Source organism: Halorussus ruber (genome assembly GCF_004765785.1).
Lineage (GTDB): Archaea > Halobacteriota > Halobacteria > Halobacteriales > Haladaptataceae > Halorussus > Halorussus ruber.
Genome location: NZ_ML219769.1, coordinates 64,493 through 82,952, shown reverse-complemented (window position 1 = coordinate 82,952; position 18,460 = coordinate 64,493). Strand labels below are relative to the sequence as shown.

16 protein-coding genes are annotated in these 18,460 nt (G+C 66.2%); 5 read left to right on the top strand and 11 right to left on the bottom strand.

Annotated features, from left to right (window positions below; translation table 11 throughout):
- Nucleotides 1–68: 68 nt before the first annotated feature.
- The 7 genes from EPL01_RS02575 to EPL01_RS02545 all read right to left on the bottom strand — a co-directional run bounded on the left by EPL01_RS02575 (nt 69) and on the right by EPL01_RS02545 (nt 9,021).
- Nucleotides 69–512, bottom strand: coding sequence for a universal stress protein (locus EPL01_RS02575; protein WP_135823706.1), 444 nt, complete (start codon nt 510–512; stop codon nt 69–71).
- A gap of 67 nt (nt 513–579) precedes the next feature.
- On the bottom strand, nt 580–1,278 hold the full coding sequence (locus EPL01_RS02570; RefSeq protein WP_135823705.1) for a helix-turn-helix domain-containing protein: 699 nt from the start codon (nt 1,276–1,278) through the stop codon (nt 580–582).
- Nucleotides 1,279–1,304: 26 nt separating this feature from the next.
- Nucleotides 1,305–2,708, bottom strand: coding sequence for an MmgE/PrpD family protein (locus tag EPL01_RS02565; RefSeq protein WP_135823704.1), 1,404 nt, complete (start codon nt 2,706–2,708; stop codon nt 1,305–1,307).
- Nucleotides 2,709–2,759: 51 nt separating this feature from the next.
- Nucleotides 2,760–3,584, bottom strand: a complete 825-nt coding sequence (locus EPL01_RS02560) for an amidohydrolase family protein (protein ID WP_135823703.1) — start codon at nt 3,582–3,584, stop codon at nt 2,760–2,762.
- Between the two features lie 134 nt (nt 3,585–3,718).
- Nucleotides 3,719–4,975, bottom strand: coding sequence for an MgtC/SapB family protein (locus tag EPL01_RS02555; RefSeq protein ID WP_135823702.1), 1,257 nt, complete (start codon nt 4,973–4,975; stop codon nt 3,719–3,721).
- Nucleotides 4,976–5,251: 276 nt separating this feature from the next.
- Nucleotides 5,252–6,115: a DUF6282 family protein gene (locus EPL01_RS02550; protein WP_135823701.1), complete on the bottom strand. Its 864-nt coding sequence runs from the start codon at nt 6,113–6,115 to the stop codon at nt 5,252–5,254.
- A complete protein-coding gene (locus tag EPL01_RS02545; protein ID WP_135823700.1) occupies nt 6,112–9,021 on the bottom strand; it encodes an FAD-binding and (Fe-S)-binding domain-containing protein in 2,910 nt (969 codons plus the stop codon). Before EPL01_RS02545 ends, EPL01_RS02550 begins: the two co-directional genes overlap by 4 nt.
- A gap of 214 nt (nt 9,022–9,235) precedes the next feature.
- Here EPL01_RS02545 and EPL01_RS02540 point away from each other — a divergent pair, with 214 nt between their 5' ends.
- Together EPL01_RS02540 and EPL01_RS02535 are read left to right on the top strand one after the other, a co-directional pair.
- Nucleotides 9,236–9,766, top strand: coding sequence for a hypothetical protein (locus EPL01_RS02540; protein ID WP_210424053.1), 531 nt, complete (start codon nt 9,236–9,238; stop codon nt 9,764–9,766).
- Nucleotides 9,767–9,886: 120 nt separating this feature from the next.
- The gene (locus tag EPL01_RS02535) at nt 9,887–10,657 is read left to right on the top strand and encodes a carbon-nitrogen hydrolase family protein (RefSeq protein ID WP_135823699.1); all 771 of its coding nucleotides are present in this window, start codon (nt 9,887–9,889) and stop codon (nt 10,655–10,657) included.
- A 79-nt stretch (nt 10,658–10,736) separates the two neighbouring features.
- Here EPL01_RS02535 and EPL01_RS02530 read toward each other — a convergent pair whose 3' ends face one another.
- From EPL01_RS02530 to EPL01_RS02520, 4 genes are all read right to left on the bottom strand, one after another.
- Nucleotides 10,737–13,067, bottom strand: a complete 2,331-nt coding sequence (locus EPL01_RS02530; RefSeq protein WP_135823698.1) for an AAA domain-containing protein — start codon at nt 13,065–13,067, stop codon at nt 10,737–10,739.
- Nucleotides 13,068–13,226: 159 nt separating this feature from the next.
- Nucleotides 13,227–14,228: a sulfite exporter TauE/SafE family protein gene (locus EPL01_RS02525; RefSeq protein WP_246045613.1), complete on the bottom strand. Its 1,002-nt coding sequence runs from the start codon at nt 14,226–14,228 to the stop codon at nt 13,227–13,229.
- A gap of 2 nt (nt 14,229–14,230) precedes the next feature.
- A complete protein-coding gene (locus EPL01_RS21385; protein ID WP_168215786.1) occupies nt 14,231–14,380 on the bottom strand; it encodes a DUF7512 family protein in 150 nt (49 codons plus the stop codon).
- 19 nt (nt 14,381–14,399) lie between these two features.
- Complete coding sequence (locus tag EPL01_RS02520; RefSeq protein WP_135823697.1) at nt 14,400–14,744, bottom strand: rhodanese-like domain-containing protein; 345 nt, start codon at nt 14,742–14,744, stop codon at nt 14,400–14,402.
- 232 nt (nt 14,745–14,976) lie between these two features.
- On the opposite strand from EPL01_RS02520, the gene EPL01_RS02515 reads away from it, so the two are divergent.
- The 3 genes from EPL01_RS02515 to EPL01_RS02505 all read left to right on the top strand — a co-directional run bounded on the left by EPL01_RS02515 (nt 14,977) and on the right by EPL01_RS02505 (nt 18,435).
- Nucleotides 14,977–16,080: a rhodanese-like domain-containing protein gene (locus EPL01_RS02515; RefSeq protein ID WP_135823696.1), complete on the top strand. Its 1,104-nt coding sequence runs from the start codon at nt 14,977–14,979 to the stop codon at nt 16,078–16,080.
- A gap of 350 nt (nt 16,081–16,430) precedes the next feature.
- Nucleotides 16,431–17,594, top strand: coding sequence for an NAD(P)/FAD-dependent oxidoreductase (locus tag EPL01_RS02510; protein WP_135823695.1), 1,164 nt, complete (start codon nt 16,431–16,433; stop codon nt 17,592–17,594).
- A gap of 1 nt (nt 17,595) precedes the next feature.
- The gene (locus tag EPL01_RS02505; RefSeq protein ID WP_135823694.1) at nt 17,596–18,435 is read left to right on the top strand and encodes a helical membrane plugin domain-containing protein; all 840 of its coding nucleotides are present in this window, start codon (nt 17,596–17,598) and stop codon (nt 18,433–18,435) included.
- The last annotated feature ends 25 nt before the right edge of the window (nt 18,436–18,460 follow it).

Genomic DNA, 18,460 nt, shown 5'->3' with positions numbered 1-18,460 from the left:
CTACTCGTAACCGGAATATACCGATTAATCATTGGCACGAACTATTATCGGTCTTTAAGTACCCTGACTCACGTCGCTCTCGCTGGCACGACCGTCACCGGCACGCTCGCGTTGAGGACGACTCGCTGGACGACGCTCCCGAAGACGGCCTTCCCGGCCGGACTTCGCTTGCGACCGTAGAGGTAGAGTCGGTCCGCGTCCACCGATTCGGCCGCGTCGAGAATCGCGTCGGCGGTCCGGTCGTCCTCGCGGACGCCGTGCGGGGTCACGTCGAGTCCGCCGTCGGTCAGTACCTCGGTGGCCGCGCCGACCCCGGCCTTCCGCGAGGCGAGGTCGTCCATCGACGCCCCCTCGGCGTCGAGGTTCTCGCGCGTCGATTCGACCTCCTCGCGGTCGAAGACGTGCAGGACGACGGCTTCGGTGCCCTCGTCCTCTACGTCGGTGACGATTTCCGCCACGTCTCTGGCCCACGGCGCGTGGTTCTTCACCGGCAGTAAGACGGTACTTTCCATACCGACTCATTGGCCGACTGGGCCATCATTCGACTGTACTACATGTAAGGCGTATAAGTCAGATTCGTCAGTCGTCCTCCGCCGCGAGGTTGACGTAGGTCACGAGAAACTCCATCAGCGAGCGCTCCGCCTTCCGGAGGTGGTTCGAGGCGGTGGTCTTCGTGATGTCCATCTTCTCGGCCAACTCCTCCAAGGTGGTCTCCCGCGGGATGTCGAAGTAGCCCTCGTCGAGCGCCAGCGTGATGAGTTCGCGCTGGCGGGGCGGGATGGAACTCAGCAACTCCTGCCACTCGGCCGCGCTCGGGGTCACCTTCCGACTGAAGTCGTTGGAGATGCGCTCGACCGAGACCGGACCGAACTCCGAGAGGACCTCCGTGGCCTTCGACAGCTCCTCGCGGTCGTTCAGAAGCAGGTCGAAACACTCCCGGCCGTCTTCGAGTTTGGTCGGCCCGAGCGGGAGAAAGCCCTCGTACAGGAGCGTCTGGAGCGGCGTGAACTCGGTGAGCGACCCGCGGACGAACAGCGTCGCCGACTCTCGGTCCGCGTGGTCGAGTTTGTATCGTTCGAGGACGTCCACCTCGTCGATTGCCTGATGGTCCTCGATGACCGCGAGCGAGGCGTCCAAGTCGTCGGCCTCCAGCGCCACGATGCCGATGTAGCGCCGGTTCCGAAACGTCGAGGCGAGGAACTCGGCGAAGACGCCGTAGCGTGCGAGTTCGGCGGTCCAGTCCTCCTCGTACCGGACGCAGACCTTGGCCGTGAGCATTATGGATACACCATTCTCGGGAGGGGTTAAACCTCCCCGTGGTCCGCCAGTTCGTCCGTCCGCCCCGACTCGGCGGCGTCGTTCGATTCGTTCGCGTCGCGCCACGGCCCCAGTAGCTCCTCGACGCTCGCCGACGGAGAAGCGAGGGTCTCCTCCACCCACTCGACGGTTCCCGACGAAAGTGGCCCCTCGAACAGGTCGGCCGCTTTCGCCCTGCGCTCGGCGTCGGAGAGGGGTCTTTCCTTCGCGCCCTTCGCTCGGGTCACGTCCGAGGAGACAGTCTCGCCCTCGCCGTCGCTCAGGACGAGTTCGACCCGCGCGAGACACTCGGCGGGGAACCGGGCTTCGAGGTCCGAGTCCACGACCATCTCGACTCGGTCGGCGAGCGCGAGGACCGATTCCTCCTCGCGCCGAGACGTCCCGAGTTCGGCAGGGGTGAACTCGCCGCGCGCCAGCGCCGCCGCGACGGGGTACGGATACGAGTACTCGGCGGCCTCGACCGACTCGGGGCGGCGCGTCCCGAGGTGGGTCGCCGCCTCGAAGGTGTGGACCCGAATCGTCTCGACCGACTCGGGCGAAATCTCGCGGGAGTTCCGCAGGTCCAAGACGGCCTCGACGCCGGGTTGCGCCCACCGACAGCAGGGGTAGGGCTTGAGGTACCCCGTGGTCAGGTAGCAGTGGTCGCCGAGGTCCTCGGTCGCGGAGACGCCCTCCTCGTCGAAGACGGTCCCCGCCGCGGTGAATCCGGCCTCGGCGAGGTCCACCGCGGCGGTCCCGGCGTAGGCACCCCAGCCGATACCGTCCTTGGTCATGCCGGGGCGCTCGACGCCTCGCATGATGGGCGTCCGAGGCGCGTGGTACTCGGCGGTCCCGAGGGCGCGGGCGGTGGTCTCCCAGTCGAGGCCCCGGAGTCGCGCGACTGCGGCGGCCGCCCCGAGAGCGCCCCACGACCCGGTGCCGGTGTAGACGCCGTCGGTCTCGTGGACGGCGAGGCCCGCCCGGACTGCGAGTTCGTACCCGACGCCGACCGCGGCGAGGAGTTCGCCGACCGTCGCGCCGACTGCCTCGGCGGCGGCGAGCGCGGGCGGGACGACCACGGCGGCCGGATGGCCCTTGACCTCGCGGTGGCCGTCGTCAACGTCGAGCGCGTTCGCTGCCGTCGCGTTCACGAGGACCGCGCCCTGTTCGGAGAGCGTGCTTTCCTTACCGCCCTCCCCCGAGAGCAGAGTTGCGGCGTCTCCTCCTTTCCCGTCCCCGCCGTGGTGGTCGGCCGCGTACTCTCGGACCACGTCGGCGGTCGGCAGGGCGAACCCGGCGGTCGTCGCCGCGAGCGCGTCGAGGACGCGATTCCGGAGGTGATTGCGGGCCTCCTCGGAGAAGTCGCTGCGGGTCGCGTCGCGGACGAACGAGACGGCGGTGTCGGTGGTCATGCGGGAGAAATGGGACAGCGCTGGGTCGGGACGCTCAGTCGCCAGTCGCCGTCAGTCGTCGTCTGCGGGCGCGGCCTCGACCTCCTCCCAGTCCTGCTTGTCCACGTCGAGACCGTAGAGGTCGATTGCGTTCTGGCCGAGAATCTTGGCCTTCTGCTCCTCGTCGGCCCCGATGCAGTTTATCTTCTCCAGCGCGACCGGGATGTTCGAGGAGTGCTCGGCGGCCATGATGAGCTTCTCCGCGCCGACGCGCTCCATCGCCCGGCGGATGTACATGTTCATCGCCAGCGTGGTGTCGAGGTAGATGTTGTCCCAGCGGTCGGCCATCTGGATGGCCTCCTGCGTGAGAGTGTAGGCCCCACCCATGTGAGCGAAGATGATGTCGAGGTCGGGGTAGTCGTCGGCCACGTCCATGTACATGCCGGGGACCGAGAACGGCATCCCGTGCGGGCCGGTGTGGACCATCACGGGCACGTCGTTGTCCACGCAGGCGTCGAACACGTCGTAGGCGATGTCCGAAGTCGGGTCCACGCCCCACGCGAGGGTATGGAGTTTGACGAACTTGAAGTCGAGTTCCTGGACGCACCGGGTAATCTCCTCGTGGACGAAGTCGGTCCCGAGGTGCGGGTTGACCGCCGCGGTCCCGAAGATGCGGCCGGGGTACTCTTGGCTCGCCTCGTAAATCTGGTCGTGGACCTCCGAGACCGACTTGTCCGTCTCTCCTCCGAGCGGCTGGAGGATGGTTGCGTCCACTTTGTTCTCGTCCATCGCGTCGATAATCTGCTCGACGCTCTCGGACCACTCGAACGTGCGGTCCTGCTGGGCGTTTTCGTTGCCGATGTGGTGGTGTCCGTTGACGACCGGGTAGTCTGCCATTGCGAATAGTTGTTGTGGGAATACTCCCCATGAGGTTTGACGACAACGTGTACACTCTTGAAGTGGGGTCGGGAGTATCGAACTCCGCTGTCCGGTCGGGACGACGGGGGGAGTCGGTACAGCGGTAGCGCGATTCAGATGACCGCAAACGCGATGCCGACGACCGAAACGAGACCGAGGAGACCCGTGACGACTTTGCCGAGTTGGCGCGTCCCGAGAACCCACACGAGCCCGGCTTTCACGAGAGTATTTGCGATAGCACCGATGACGATGCCCGTCGTCGCCACCGTCGGAGTAATCGACCCCTCCCTTGCGAGTGTACTCAGCGTGAGCGTTATCGCATCGACGTCGGCGAGACCGGAGACGAACGCAGTTACGTAGACGCCCGACACGCCGAACCACGTGTCGGCCGACTCGGAGACGAGCAACACCAGCGCGAAGATTACCCCGAAGAACAGTCCGGTCCGGAGCCTGAACGGGTTCGTGATATCTATCTCGACGACGTTCGGGTTCTCGGTCGTCGACCGCCAGTAGAGGCCCGCCGCGACAAGCGCGCCGGTAATCGTCATCGCGCCCAGTGGGATTACCACCTGCGGCAGAAGCGCCGGGTTGACGAACGCAACTTCGACTACCGCCCGCGGGAACATGACTGTCGAAGCGACGACTATCGAGAAGGCCGAGACGTGATAGAGCGACGGCGCGTCGGCCGTCTGCTCGGCCATCGACACCGTGGTCGCCGTCGAGGAGACGAATCCGCCGACGATTCCGGTCAGCGCGATTCCCCGCTTCGGGCCGACGATTTGGCTCAGGACGTAGACCGCGAAGCTCAGTCCCGTGACGAAGACGACCATCAGCCAGACGTACTGGGGGTTGAGTCCGGCCAGCACGTCGAGTTCGCGGTCCGGCAACACCGGGAGGACGACGACCGCCACGAGGATGAACTTGCTCGTCGCGCGGCGTTCCTCCTCGCCGACTTGGTCCACGAAGTCGTGAATCGCGTCTTTGGCGGAGAGGAGGACCGTGACCGCTCCGCCTACGATGACGGCCAGTTCTGCGCCCCGCTCTGAATGCGTCGTCAACGCCCCGAGGAAGATGGTGAGAATCGCGGCCGTCAGGGTCGTCAGCCCGATGTCTCGTTCTATCCAAATCTTCCCGGCATACGCGACAGTTAGCGCGAGCGTGATGGCACCGACCGCGACGGGTAACAGCGCGGGGAAGAACGCGTAGACGAGCGCACCGATAACCGCAAACAGGGGGAACGTGCGGCTACCCGCGAACGTGCCACCTGATTCGGCCTGCTCCCGTTCGAGGCCGACGAGTGCGCCGATAGCAAACGCGACGAAAACGCGGAAGGCGAGTATCAACAACGAGTCGGTAGCCGGTTGGACCATTCCGTTCGGGATTCGATTCACCCTGTTGTCAAGCTTCGGGGAGATTCGTCCGTTGGAGACTACTCACCGCGAAATAACGGTTTAGAAATTTCGGAGTCGTCGTACTCAGCTATCGAACCGGTGGAGGTCCCTCGGACCGGGCACGACCGCCCCGGCGCGCCCATTACTTCGAATTAAGCCACTCACACGATTATATAACAAATATTTTTATAGTCAAAGGAAACATATACATTTCTCCTCGCCGCTCCGAACCCGGGTTACTCGCTCGCCTCACCGTCAGTCGAGTCCGAGCAGTCCGGCGGGCGTCTCGGTCACGCACCGCCGAACCGACTCCCGAGAAACACCCGCGTCCGCGACCGCCTCGGCGAACTCTCGCAGTCCCGGCACCGGCGGGTTCTCGGCCTGCCCGTAGTCGGTCGCCAGCACCGCGTTCTCGGGGCCGACGCGCTCGACTGCCTCGGCGACGCGCTCGACGGTGTGGCCCTCGGTACTCTCGACCGAATACGCGCAGTACTCCATGACCGCGCCTACGTCGGCGAGTCGCTCCTGCTGGTCGAGGGAAATGTCCACGACGCGGAAACAGGGGTGGTTGACTAGACAGTCCACGCCCGCGTCGTCGCAGGCCGCCGCGACCGCCTCGATTTCGTCCGGGGTCGCGTGGCCCGTGCCGACCGTCGCGTCGTATCGCTCCGCGAGGTCGATGATGGTCCGGGTCGCGTCCGTGACCTCGCCGTCCCGAGCAACCGGAATCTCCTCGTCCGGGCCGGGCACGCGCTGGCCGACGAATCGCTCGACGCCCTCCTCGCGGGCCTGCGAGGCGTGGTTCGCGCTCCACGCGGTCGGAAGCCAGACGACTCGTCCGCCGAGTTCGAGCGCGGTCTCGACCGCGTCTCGGTTCAGACCCCCGACCGTGCCGTTGCAGGCGACCCCGCCGTAGAGGAGTTCGTCGCCGACCGCCTCGTTCACGAGGTCCACGCGCCCCGCGGTCGGGACCACGTGGCTCTTGACCACGACGCCGCGCATTCCGGCCTCGCGGGCGTCTCGGGCGAGTTCCACGTCGCTCTCGAATCGCTCCACGAGGTCCGGCGCGGTGTGGACGTGGAGGTCGATGGCCCCCGCCAAAATGTCCGAGTCCGTCACGCCACCACCTCCGCGAGGAGTTCCATCGGGTGACGAGTCTCCACGTCGCAGTCGGCGAGCTGCTGGCCGCAGGAGGCCCCGCTGGCGGCGACCACGTCGGCGTCCGCCGCGTCGAGTTTCGCCGCGAGGTCGGTCCCGAGGTCCATCGAGAGGTCGTAGTGGTCGGTCTCGTAGCCGAACGCCCCCGCCATCCCGCAACAGGTCGCCTCGACCGGCGTCACGTCGTAGCCCGCCTGCCTGAGCAGGCCGACCGGCGCGTGGTCGCGGCCCCTCGCCGTTGAGTGACAGTGACCGTGGTAGGCCACCGAGCGGTCGGCGGCGTTCGAGTCTGCTTCGTCGGGTACGGAAAGAGTCCCGCCCGTCACCTCGTCGAAGAGGAACCCGGCCACCGTCTCTGCGGCGTCCGGAACCGGGCCGGAATTGGCCAGCAGGTCGTCGTACTCCTCCAGCGCGCTGGCGCAGGAGGGTTCGAGGCTGAGGACTGGCGCGTCCTCGGCGACGTCCCCGAGCGTCTCGACGTTTTCGGCGGCGTCGCGCTTGGCCTTCTCGACCATCCCCTGCGAGAGCGCCGGGCGGCCACAGCAGTTCACGTCCGGAACCTCGACCGCGTAGCCGAGGGCTTCGAGGACCCGGACCGTCGCCATCCCGACTTCGGGGTGGTTGTACGTCGCGTAGCAGTCGGGATAGAGGACGACTGCTCCTCGCTGGCCCGCGGTCGGCGCGGAATTGTGAGCATCCATCCTGTCCAGTAGCGACTCGCTGGCGAACTCCGGAAGGCTCCGCCGCCGGTCGATTCCGAGGACCTTCTCGGCGACGACGCGGCCCGGCTCGAACTCGGCGAGTCTGTTCGCAATCGGGGCGAGCGCGCTCCCGACTTCGTTCAGCGTCCGGACGTTGCCGAACAGGCGAGCGCGGAGCGGCACGCCCTCCTCCTCGTGTTTCTGGTGCTTGGCCTCGGTCTTGAGCTTCGCCATGTCCACCCCGGTCGGACATTCTGTCTCGCAGGCCTTGCAGGAGAGACACAAATCGAGGACCTCCTCCTGAAACCAGTCGCTCGTCAGCGCGTCCTCGCCGAGTTCGCCGTCGATGGCGTCTCGGAGGGCGTTGGCTCTGCCGCGGGTGCTGGTTATCTCCTCGCCGGTCGCCCGGTAGGAGGGGCACATCACGCCGCCCTCGGTGGTCCGGCACTTCGAGCAACCGTTACATTGCTCGACGAGCGAGTCGAACCCGCGCTCGTCGCCGAAGTCGAGCGCGGTCTCGACTTCTCGGGGGTCGTAGTCGTCGTACCGGAGCGCGTCGTCCACGCTGGCCAACTCGCCCTCCGAGTCGGGGACGACTTTGCTCGGGTTGAACACGTCCCCGGGGTCGGCGGCGCGCTTGACCCGCTGGAAGGCCTCGTAGAGGGTCTCGCCGTACATCTCGGGCAGGTGTTCCGAGCGCAGGCGACCGTCGCCGTGTTCGCCCGAGACCGCCCCGCCCACGTCCAGCACCACGTCGTGGACCGCCTCGGAGACCGACCGGAGGAGTTCGCGGTCCTCCTCGGTCTGGAGGTTCAGGAAGGGCTTGACGTGGAGGACGCCCTGCCCGGCGTGGCCGAAGACGCTGGCGTCGAGGCCGTGGTCGGCCAGCACGTCGGCCACCCGGTCGAGGTAGGCCGGGAGCCTCGCGGGCGGAATCGCGGCGTCCTCGATGAACGACAGCGCCTGCTCGTCGCCCGGATGGCGGTTGAGCAAGGGGTTCGACGCCTTCCGGACCTTCCAGAGTCGGTCCTGTTGTTCCCCCGTTTCGGCGCGCTCGACGGCGACGGTCTCGGCGGTCGTGCTGGCGGCGACCGCTTCGTCCAAGCGCCGCGCCTGCTCGCTGGCGTCGCACTCGACTTCCACGAGGAGCGCGGCCCCGGCGTTCTCCGGCACGAGGTCGATGCCCCACGCCTCGCGGGCGTGGCCCAGCACCGCGTCGTCCACGAGTTCGACCGCGCTCGGGTCCGCGGCCAGCGCGTCGGTCACGGCGTCGGCGGCGCTCCGCACGTCGTCGTAGAAGACGAGGGCGGCGGCGCTGGTCTCGGGGCGCTCGGTGAGTTCGAGCGTGACCTCGGTGACGACGCCGAGGGTGCCCTCGCTTCCCACGAGCAGGTTCGAGAGGTCGGCCCACGACCCGTCCCCGGCGACGCTGGTTTCGAGGTCGTAGCCGCTGGAGTTGCGCTCCACGTCGGGATATTTGCGCTCGATTTCGTCGGCGAGGTCGGTCCCGAGGTCGCGGACCGTCCGGTAGAGGTCGCCGACGCGGTCCTCGCGGGCGAGTTCGGCGTCGAGGTCGTCGCCCGCGACTCGCTCGAACGTCTCGGTGGTGCCGTCGGAGAGGACGCACTCGACGCTGGCGACGTTGTCGCGGGTGGTCCCGTGGCGCACCGAGTGCGGCCCGGCGGCGTCGTTGGCGACCATCCCGCCGATTGTGCAGGTACTCGACGTGCTGGGGTCCGGCGGGAAGTAGAGGCCGTGCGCTTCGAGTTCGTCGTTCAAGTCGTCCAGCACGACGCCGGGCCGGACGGTGACGGTCTGGTCCTCGGGGTCTACCGACAGCACGTCGTCGAAGTGGCGCGAGCAGTCGAGGACGATGCCCTCGCCGACCGCGTTGCCAGTGAGGCTCGACCCCGCGCCGCGGGCGACCACGCTGGTTCCCTCCTCGCGGGCGAACTCGACGGTTCGGCGCACGTCAGAAACCGAGGCGGGCCAGACGACCCCCGCGGGTTCGACCCGGTAGATGCTCGCGTCGGTCGCGTACAGCGTCCGGGTCGTCTCGCCGAAGTCGGCCTCGCCGTCGAGACCCCGGAGGTCGGGCGGGACTGAGCCTCTCCTCTCGTCGCGGTTCGCGCTGGCTCTCGTTCCTGCGTCTCCGTCTGTACTCATTACCTCTCCGTGCGCCCGCGAAGGGGATGGTCGTTCAGTCGAACATGGCGCGGGTTTTACGAGGAGCAGCCTTCTTAAATCGCCCACGTGCCGGTGGAATTTCCCCTTCTGTGGGCAATATAAAGCGTAGATACTGTCGTTCTCGTGTTTCTGGTCTGCAGAGTTAAACGAATCTATAAATACGGGCTGGTTGTCGGGATAGTGGGACTAACCCATGAAAGACCACGACCTAACTCGGCGTGACGCCCTTCGCGGGCTGGCGGGAGCGACCGTCCTCGCTACTGTGCCCGTCGGAACAACGCTTGGCCAGACCGTGAAGAGTAATTTCAAAGACGAGGACGACAACGGCATTCCGGACGAAGGTGAAGTAGTGACCGGGACCTACAAATCACTCTACGCCTACGACGCCAACGGCGATTGGTACTGGGACCTCGGCGATGGTCGCGTGCAGGGGACTGTAGACAGCGTGAACGCGCTCGACCAATCCACGCTCACCACGTGCGACTACAAGGTTCAGTACCGGGGGAAGTTCGAGAACGACCCCTTCCTCGACTCCGGGTGGGTGAAAAACAACATCAACTGCAAGGGTTACGACGACGACGGCAACTACAACTACATCATCGTCCACGAAACCGACCCGCGCTACACGGGAACCCGCCCGAGTATCTGGGGGGACTGGGAGTACCACGTCGATGTCGAATCCGGTGTCGGAAACAAACTCGCTGGGCCAAAAACACCTCAATAAGACGGGAGTTTCCCAGTCGTAGCTTTTCTTCCCTCCGTCCCGAAGCTCCTCCACGTCTCCCGAAAAGGGGCGGACATGTTCTCGGGTAGCCTGAAGTAGTTGGATAGTGGTATGGTACCCATGAGCGAGAGCCAGCGCGTCGCCGCGTGCCAGTTCGAACCGACCATCGGCGACGTGGACGCGAACCTCGACGCGGTCGAGCGAACCCTCGCCGGACTCCCGCCGAGCGCGGGGGTCGCCGTCTTTCCGGAACTCTGCGTGACGGGGTACGACCTCGACGCGGCCCGCGAGCGAGCGACTCCCGTGCCGGGCGAGGAGACCGACCGACTCTCCTCGGTCGCCGACGACCACGGCGTGACGGTGGTGGCGGGCGTCCCCGAGCGCGACGGCGAGGACCTCTACAACAGCCTCGTCGTCGTGGACGGCGACGGCGTGCGCGCCACCTACCGGAAACAGTACCTCTGGGGCGACGAGGCCGAAGTCTTCGAGACGGGCGACGGCCCGACCGCGGTCGAGACCCGCGTCGGGACCGTGGGGCTGGCGCTCTGCTACGACCTCAACTTCCCGGAGGTCGCGCTGGACTACGCCCGCGAGGACTGTGACGTGCTGGCGGTCTCGGCGGCGTGGCGCACCGACTTCGCCGACGACTGGCGGCTCCTCCTCCGCGCTCGGGCGCTCGACGGCCCCTACTACGTCGCGGGGTCGAACCACGCTGGCGACCAGCGCGGCCGAAACCACGCGGGCCTGAGCCTCGTCGCCGACCCCACGGGCACGGTGCTGTCGGAAGTCGAGGCGGGCGCGGGCCACGCCGTCGTCGCGGTGGACCCCGAGCGCATCGAAGCGGGCCGCGAGCGGAATCCAGTGCGCGAAACTCGGGGATGGGCGGAATAGAGAGTGAGGTGGAGCGGACGGTGAAAGCAATTAGGATGTTTGTTTAGGAATTGTTATTATTACTCAAGGACAACTGAAATCACTTCTTCTGCATCCATCCCTCACGCGCTAGACGCTCTCGAAGTTCGTCGTACAGGTCCGCACAGCTTTCCTCCTCACTCCGGTGCGGGGCCACGGCCGAGAGCGTCTCCCAGTCGCCGACCAACACGAGGCGCTTTCGAGCGCGAGTCAGCGCCACGTTCAACCGGCGCGCGCCCTCGTCGGGGAGTTCGAGGAACCCGCCGTTGCCCTCGTCGTTGCTCCGGACGAACGAGACGACGACGGCCTCGCGCTCGCCGCCCTGAAACGAGTCCACCGTATCGACCGTGACTCGACCAGCGCCCTCGATTCCGGCCCGCCGAAGCCGCGAGCGGATGCACCCGACCTGTCCGCGGTACATCGAGATGACGCCGACGTCCTCGGGCGCGACTCCGTTCTCGACCAGCGTCTCGACCTCCTCGGCGACCGCTTCGGCCTCCTCGGGGTTGTACAGCGAGTCGCCGCCGGACTCCCGTCGCTCCTCGCCGTCCACGTCCACGCCGACGAGGGGGTCGAGGTCCCCGACCTGCCAGTCCCGGTTCCGGTCGGCGGTCTCCAGACTCCCGCCGTAGAAGGCCTCGTTCGGGAACTCGGCGATGTCCTCGTGCATCCGGTACTGGCGACCCAGCAGGACCGAAATCTCCTCGCCGTAGCGTTCCAGCAGGTACTCGAACAGCGAGGAGTGGCTCTGTTCTTCTTTCATCGTCTCGTCGGCGCAGTAGGGCGGCAGTTGCTTGTGGTCGCCCGACAGAATCAGCTTCCGCGAGCAGTCGAGGACGATGGCCGTCGCGGGGCGACTCGCCTGCGTGGCCTCGTCCACGACGCCGACGTCGAACTGGTCGGTGTCGAACTGGGCGGCCCCGCTGGTCGTCGCCGCCACCACGTCGGCTTCCGCGACCGAGGCGTCCTCGTAGTTGCGCTCGACGACCTCGTTCGTGGAGTTGTGGCCGACCCGCGCGATGCTGAGACCGTCTCCTTTCTCACCGTCGTCACGCTCCCGGCACGCGACCTCGTGGAGCGTGCCCGGTTCCGGGTCGCCGACGGTGCTGTCGCCCACCAGCAGGTTGTCCACGGCCTGATTCGAGTGGGCGGTCACCAGCACCGAGTCGCCGTGCCAGACCGCGTGGAGGACGTAGGCCGTGAGCGTCCGAGTTTTCCCCGTTCCGGGCGGGCCGTGGATGCACAGCAGGTCCTCGGCGTCGTCGGCCCACTTCAGCGCCTGCTTCTGGTACTCGTTCAACTCCAGCTCGACGCTCGGAACCGAGAGCCGGTCGGCGGCGAATCTGGCGGGGCGATTCCCGGTCAGCAGGTCTCGCTTGGACTCGTTCGACCGCACGCTCTCGACGGCCGCGGTCCGGCGCTCGAAGGGCACCGGATTCAGGAGGTGGGTGAGCCAGAACTCGCGGTCGCTCGTGAGCAGTTCCTCGACGACGGCGGGGTCGAGCGAACACCGCCGGTCGGGTTTCACCGTCAGCACGGACCCCTCGACTGCTGTCGTCCGCACCGCGAGCGGGAAGCGGTCGTCGTCGTCCAGCGTATCGACCAGAAAGACGCTGTCCGGGTAGATATCCTCGTCCCGGTAGCGGTCCACGTCGCGTCCATCGCTATCTCTCCCACCCGGACCGCTCTCCGCAATCTGGAACTGGAACCGCCCGACCGTGTTGGGGTGGCTCACCCGCCCGAGCGAGACGAACGGTCCGGCCGCGATTCCCTTCCCGACGAGCGTCTCGATACCGGCCTCGCGGTGGCGTCGCCGGTTCGCCCGCTGTTCGGCGTCGCGCTCGGCGGTCACGAACTCGACCAGCTCCTCGAAAAAGTCGCGGCGCTCTCCATCCGAGAGCTGGGATTTCGGCGTCACCTCCGGGTCGGGTAGCTCGAACTCCGCGAGTTGCTCCTCGGCCGCTGGCGTCAGGTCCGGGTGCCAGTACTTGAGTCGGTCGCCGATGGTGGTCTCGGCCGCCTCCTCGACCGAGACGAACCGGACCGTCCCGTCGATGCCGAAACTCGTGTCGTACCACCCGATTTGCTCGGAGTCGGGCCGCCAGAGGACGTACTCGTCGGTCGTGACCGGGTTTCCGGCCTCGTGGAGCGGCACGGCGTAGCCGTCCCGGTTCGGCGGCGTCTCGCGGACGGTCCGGGCCGCCCGGTCGAGCGCCGCCGTCAGCACCGCTGGCGAGTTGTTCCGCTCGAACCGCGTCGTCCGGTCGAGGCTCCCCTTCCCCCGGAGGAGCGTCGCGTCTCGGACGTTCCAGCGCTGGGTGAGCGCGCCGACCTCTCGGGCTTCGTCGCCCGCGTCGCTGGTCTCCTCGGTCTCGTCGCTGTCCGCGGTCATGTCCTCGTGGCCCCTCGGTCGAACGCCCTCGTCTGGCGAACGCCCGCCAACACCGGCTCGGGGGGTGATTTCGAAGCCATCGCTAAAGTCGTCTCGGAGTAGGAGACACCGAGATGATAGGCGCTGCGTTTCGGGACGAAAAATCGAACTGCTGGGGCGTCAGTCCGCCTTCGCGTGGGCGTCGGTCGCCTCGCTCACGCCGTTCGCTCGGAGTTCGGTGATGCTGCTGTACAGCACGGCCGCGCTCACCACGAGTGCGGACCCGAGGATGAGGACGATGCTGACCGTCTGTAGCACCGACACGTCGAAGGCGTTGCCGAGGTTCTTGCTCGCAACTGCCAGACTGCCAGCCAACAGCATCGCCGCGAAGTACCCCTTGATGTCGTCCTCGTTGGCCAGACTCGTCGCGGCCGCGCCGATTCGGGCACCGAGCGCGCTCCCGGTGAGCAGGGACGCCACGACCGGGAGGTTCAGGTAGCCCGACTGGGCGTAGGTGAACGCGCCGAACGCTCCCGAGAGGGTGATTTGGAGGATGTCGGTGCCGACCGCGACCGCCGCGGGCACGCCGAAGCCGTACATCATCGCGGGCATCAGCAGGAAGCCCCCGCCGACCCCGAGGATGCCCGAGAGGATGCCGATGCCGAAGCCGACCGCGAGGATTATCCACAGCGAGACGCTGGAACCGCCGTTGAGCGAGATGGTCGGCGGGATGCGGACGTTCCGGAGTTTCTCGGCGAATCGGCTGCCGTCGTCGCCGTCGTCGTCGCTTCGGGCGTCGCGGAGCGTGACGAGGCCGACGATTGCCAGCAGGCCGATGTACGCGACGCTGATGAAGAGGTCAAGCGCCCCGGCCGCGCTGAGGAACTCGATGACGTACTTCCCCACCTCGATGCCGCTGGTCATCCCGACGACCATCAACACGGCGAGTTTGTAATCGACCTGTCCGAGACCGCGGTGCTTGAGCGCCCCGATGACGCTCGTCCCGAAGACGAACGCGAGGCCGCTCCCGACCGCGACCTCCGACCGGAATCCCATCACGAGCAACGCTGGCGTGACGAGGAACGACCCGCCCATCCCGAAGAACCCGAACAGGATGCCGATGAGCAGGCCGAAGCCGGTGAACGTGGCGACCATCAGCGCGCTCATGCCGAGTATTTCCATCGCTATTCACCCCGCAGGGCGCTCCGGATTCGAGGTCCGAGTACCTGTCCGAGTGCGCCGTAGACGACGTACAGTGAGATTGCTTGGACGAACACGAGTCCGACGAGGGCGAGCGCTTTCGCGTTGCCGGAGAGGGTTTCGATTCCGAACATTGGTTGTGGGAGAGTTGGTTTAGTCGTCGGTGACGGCGATGTCTGCCGAGACCGTACGCCACGCCTCCATCCCGCCCTCGACGGTTTTGACGTCGTGGGCGTGACCCTCGGCTTCGAGCCATTCGGAGAACATTTCGGCCGACCGGCCGGTCGCGCAAATCGTGACGACCGTCTCGTCGGCGTCCAGTCGGTCCGGGTCGAACTCGCCGACGAGTTCGTCCCTGTCGCCGGAGTACTCGACGTTTTCCGCCCCGGCGACGTGCCGGTCGTCGAACGCCTCCGGCGAGCGCGTGTCGATGAGGACGAACTCCTCGTCGGCGTCTCGCATGTCTTGCAAGGTTTCGGCCGATATCGTTTCTACCATCGTTGGGTGTCCCTAGCGGTGTTGCACGTAAAACGATTCGAGCAGGGAGAATAATGTGTGGTAGACCACCGTTACGACCGCCGCAACCCCGGAGTACCCGAAATTATTTCCGGTACTTTACGCCGTTTTCAGGCTTTTGCAAGCCTGTTTTCGCGCTATCAGGCCGACCGCCACCGCCGATGGAACCAATAACGTCTTATCGGACCGGCCCTAAGGTTGTCTTGTGGGAATAATGCAAGACTCATCGGTCGAGGAAATCCTCGTAGACCTCCCACCCAGTTCGAAGTTCATCTTTCACGTTCTCTCTCGGGAGGGGTCGATGACGCTCAAGCAGATCACCGAGGAGACCCTCCTCTGTTCGCGGACCGCCAGATACGGTCTCACGCAACTCGAGGAGGAAGGTCTCGTGGAGGCCGCCCCGGCGCTCCGTGACGGCCGCCAGACCTGTTACAGCGTCAGCAGGCGGTCCATCGGGACCACCGCGACTGGGTATCCGGAGTCCGTGCTGGTGCGCCCCGACGGCCTCTACAGGCAACTGGAGGAGTTCGAGACCGACGACCCCGAGTTCCGCCTCGTGGAGGTCTCGACTGGCGACGAGTACGACACCGGCCACATCCCCGGTGCCGTCGAACTCGACCTGAAACGGGACTTCTCCGACGCCGGGACGCGCACCATTCCGGACGCGAACCGATTGGAAACGCTACTGGGCGAGCGCGGTATCACGCCGGACTCGACGGTCGTCCTCTACAGCGACGGCTTCAACGAGTTGGCGGCGTTCGTCTACTGGGCGCTGAAGTACTACCGCCACCGCGACGTGCGCCTGCTCAACGGCGGGAAGCACTACTGGACCGAGAACGACTACCCGACGACCACCGAGACGCCCGAGGTCACGCCGGTCGAGTACGAGGCCCAGCCCCCGAACGACCACGTCAGGGCCTACCGACGCGACGTGCAGGACGCCCTCTCCGAGGACGTGACCATCGTGGACGTTCGCTCGCCCGAGGAGTACTGCGGCGACGCGGACGTTCCGGCCCGCGCCAGCGGACACATCCCCCGGACGGTCAACATCGAGTGGACGAGCCTCGTCCGGGAGTGCGGCCGCTTCGAACACCGCCGCGCCCTCGAACGACCCTTCGCCGAGGTCGGTATCGAGGAGGACGACGAGATTATCGTCTACTGTAACATCGGCGAACGCTCCGCGCTCGTCTGGTTCGCCCTCTCGGAACTGCTGGAGTTCCCCGAGGTCACGAACTACGACGGGTCGTGGACCGAGTGGGGCAACCTGCTGGACGTGCCGGTCGAGACCTGCGAGAACGACCCCGAGAAGTCCCGGTAACGACTGCTCGGAGTCGTCGGCTGGTTTTCCGTCGCCCGTCTTGGTCGTCTCGCGCCGACCCGCGCCGTCGTCGCGTCCGTGAAGTTACACACATCTATTTCTTCACTTTAAGCATATAAATATTTCTTTAATATTTGTATATATTGCTCTACGATTGTTCAACACCCTCTCCCGCCCCAGTCACAATCAGGTCTCGCCCCGTCCCTGCGACCACCGCAGTCATGAGTTCCGCTCCGCCTCCGCGACCATTCCGAAATTTTTGTCGGAGGAATTCTGAAGACGACTAACTGACCAACATTCTCTCGGGTATCTCAACGGTCAGGTATCGCCACGCCAAAGATTGAGTGTCTATGGACCACATCGTGGTACTCGGTGCGGGGGTGGGCGGGACGATGACCGCCAACATGCTCTCGCGCCGGCTCGACCGCACCGATGCGAAAATCACCATCGTAGACAAGAGTACCGAACACGCCTATCAGCCGTCGTTCTACCTCCTCCCGTTCGGGTACATGGACCCCGACGACCAGTTCCGCGACGTTCGGGACATCCTCCGCGACGGCGTCGAGTTCGTCCACGACGAGGTCACGGGCGTAGACCCCGAGGAGAAGACGGTCTCGCTCTCCGAGGACGACCTCGACTACGACTATCTCGTCGCCTCGCTGGGTCACCGACTCGCCCCCGAGACGACGCCGGGGATGGTCGAAGGCTGGAAGGAGACCGACTCCGTCCACCCGTTCTACCACTACGAGGGCGCGATGAGCATGCGAGAGGCCCTCCCCGAGTTCGACGGCGGGCGCTTCGTCGTCTCGGTTCCGGACACCTCCATCAAGTGCGGGGGTGCCCCGCTGAAGATGACGATGCTCGCCGAGGACTACTTCCGGCGGCGCGGCATCCGCGACGACGTCGAGGTCGTCATGACGAAACCGAGCGACGCCATCTTCGGCGTCTCGCCCTACCGCGAGAAACTGGAGGAGATTTGGGCCGACCGCGGCATTCAGGCCGAACTGAACTTCACCGTCGAGTCGGTCGATTACGAGAACGGCGTCATTCGCTCGGAGGAGGGCGACTCGCTCGAATACGACTTCTACGTACCCGTCTCGCCCCAGTACGGCCAGAAGGCCCTCACCGAACGCTCGCCGCTGACCGACGGCGGCGAGTACGTCACCGTCGATAAGCACACGCTCCAGCACGAGACGTACCCGGACGTGTTCGCGCTCGGTGACGCCGGCGACACTCCGAACGCCAAGACGGCCGCCGCCGCGCGGAAGCAGGCTCACGTCGTCCTCGACAACCTCACCGCCCACATGGAGGACAAGCCCCAGACCGCCGCCTACGACGGCTACGCGGCCTGTCCGCTCCTCACGAAGAAGGGCAAGGCGATGGTCGCGGAGTTCGACTACGAGAACAGCATCTCCGCGCCCGTCGAGAGCCGCGCCAACTGGATAATGGACATCAACGTCCTGCCGAGCGTCTACTGGAACCTCTGGCTCCGGGGCTACGACCCGCTTCCCTAACATGGCTAGTCAAGACCGAAGCGTCGGCTCCGACGCCGCCGCACAACTCGACGCGGACGAACTGGCGCGGGCCATCGAGGAGAACGACGCGAACCTCGCGGAACTCCTCGAACTGCTCACCGTGACCGAGGAGTTGGCCGCGGAACTCGTGCCCGAACTCCGCGACACGGTTCGAGACAACCGCGAGCCGATTCGAGACCTCCGGGTCGCCTTCGAGCGCGAGGAGACGATGGTCCTCCTCCAGAAGGTCGGCGAGCAGTCCGAGACGCTGGTCGAACTGCTGGACCTCCTCGCGGTCTCGAAGGACCTCACCGACGACCTCGTGCCCGAACTCGTCGTGGCGGTGCGAGAGAACCGCGAGGTCCTCGAACGCGTTCGACCAACCTTGGAGAACGAGGACACGCTCGTCCTCGTCGAGCGACTCGGCGAGAACGCCGACACGCTCGTCGAGATGCTGGAGTTGCTGGACGCGACCCACGACCTCGCAACGGAACTCACGCCCGAACTGACCGACGCCGCGACCGACAACCGCGACGCGATTCGGGACCTCCGGATGGCCGCCGCCGGGTTCGCCGACGCCCACGCAGAGAACGACGTGGACATGTACGAACTCGGGCGGAACGCGGGCAACATGGTGGCGTTCATGCAGAAACTCGGCGACCCGAGCGTCACCGCGGCCCTCGACGCGACCATCGACGGCTTCGCCCAAGAGGACCCGAAACCCGTCGGATTCTTCGGACTGTTCCGGGCGCTGTTCGACGCCGACGTGCGACGTGCGCTCGGCCGCCTGCTGGCGGCGGCCCGCGGCCTCGGCGGCGTGGATTTCGAGGGCGACGACTGACGGCGCGCCGACGCGACCTCGCCCG

Coding starts and splice junctions, on each gene's coding strand:
- EPL01_RS02575 (WP_135823706.1), bottom strand. CDS start 512: ATGGAAAGTACCGTCTTACTGCCGGTGAAGAACCACGCGCCGTGGGCC.
- EPL01_RS02570 (WP_135823705.1), bottom strand. CDS start 1,278: ATGCTCACGGCCAAGGTCTGCGTCCGGTACGAGGAGGACTGGACCGCC.
- EPL01_RS02565 (WP_135823704.1), bottom strand. CDS start 2,708: ATGACCACCGACACCGCCGTCTCGTTCGTCCGCGACGCGACCCGCAGC.
- EPL01_RS02560 (WP_135823703.1), bottom strand. CDS start 3,584: ATGGCAGACTACCCGGTCGTCAACGGACACCACCACATCGGCAACGAA.
- EPL01_RS02555 (WP_135823702.1), bottom strand. CDS start 4,975: ATGGTCCAACCGGCTACCGACTCGTTGTTGATACTCGCCTTCCGCGTT.
- EPL01_RS02545 (WP_135823700.1), bottom strand. CDS start 9,021: ATGAGTACAGACGGAGACGCAGGAACGAGAGCCAGCGCGAACCGCGAC.
- EPL01_RS02540 (WP_210424053.1), top strand. CDS start 9,236: ATGAAAGACCACGACCTAACTCGGCGTGACGCCCTTCGCGGGCTGGCG.
- EPL01_RS02535 (WP_135823699.1), top strand. CDS start 9,887: ATGAGCGAGAGCCAGCGCGTCGCCGCGTGCCAGTTCGAACCGACCATC.
- EPL01_RS02530 (WP_135823698.1), bottom strand. CDS start 13,067: ATGACCGCGGACAGCGACGAGACCGAGGAGACCAGCGACGCGGGCGAC.
- EPL01_RS02525 (WP_246045613.1), bottom strand. CDS start 14,228: ATGGAAATACTCGGCATGAGCGCGCTGATGGTCGCCACGTTCACCGGC.
- EPL01_RS21385 (WP_168215786.1), bottom strand. CDS start 14,380: ATGTTCGGAATCGAAACCCTCTCCGGCAACGCGAAAGCGCTCGCCCTC.
- EPL01_RS02520 (WP_135823697.1), bottom strand. CDS start 14,744: ATGGTAGAAACGATATCGGCCGAAACCTTGCAAGACATGCGAGACGCC.
- EPL01_RS02515 (WP_135823696.1), top strand. CDS start 14,977: ATGCAAGACTCATCGGTCGAGGAAATCCTCGTAGACCTCCCACCCAGT.
- EPL01_RS02510 (WP_135823695.1), top strand. CDS start 16,431: ATGGACCACATCGTGGTACTCGGTGCGGGGGTGGGCGGGACGATGACC.
- EPL01_RS02505 (WP_135823694.1), top strand. CDS start 17,596: ATGGCTAGTCAAGACCGAAGCGTCGGCTCCGACGCCGCCGCACAACTC.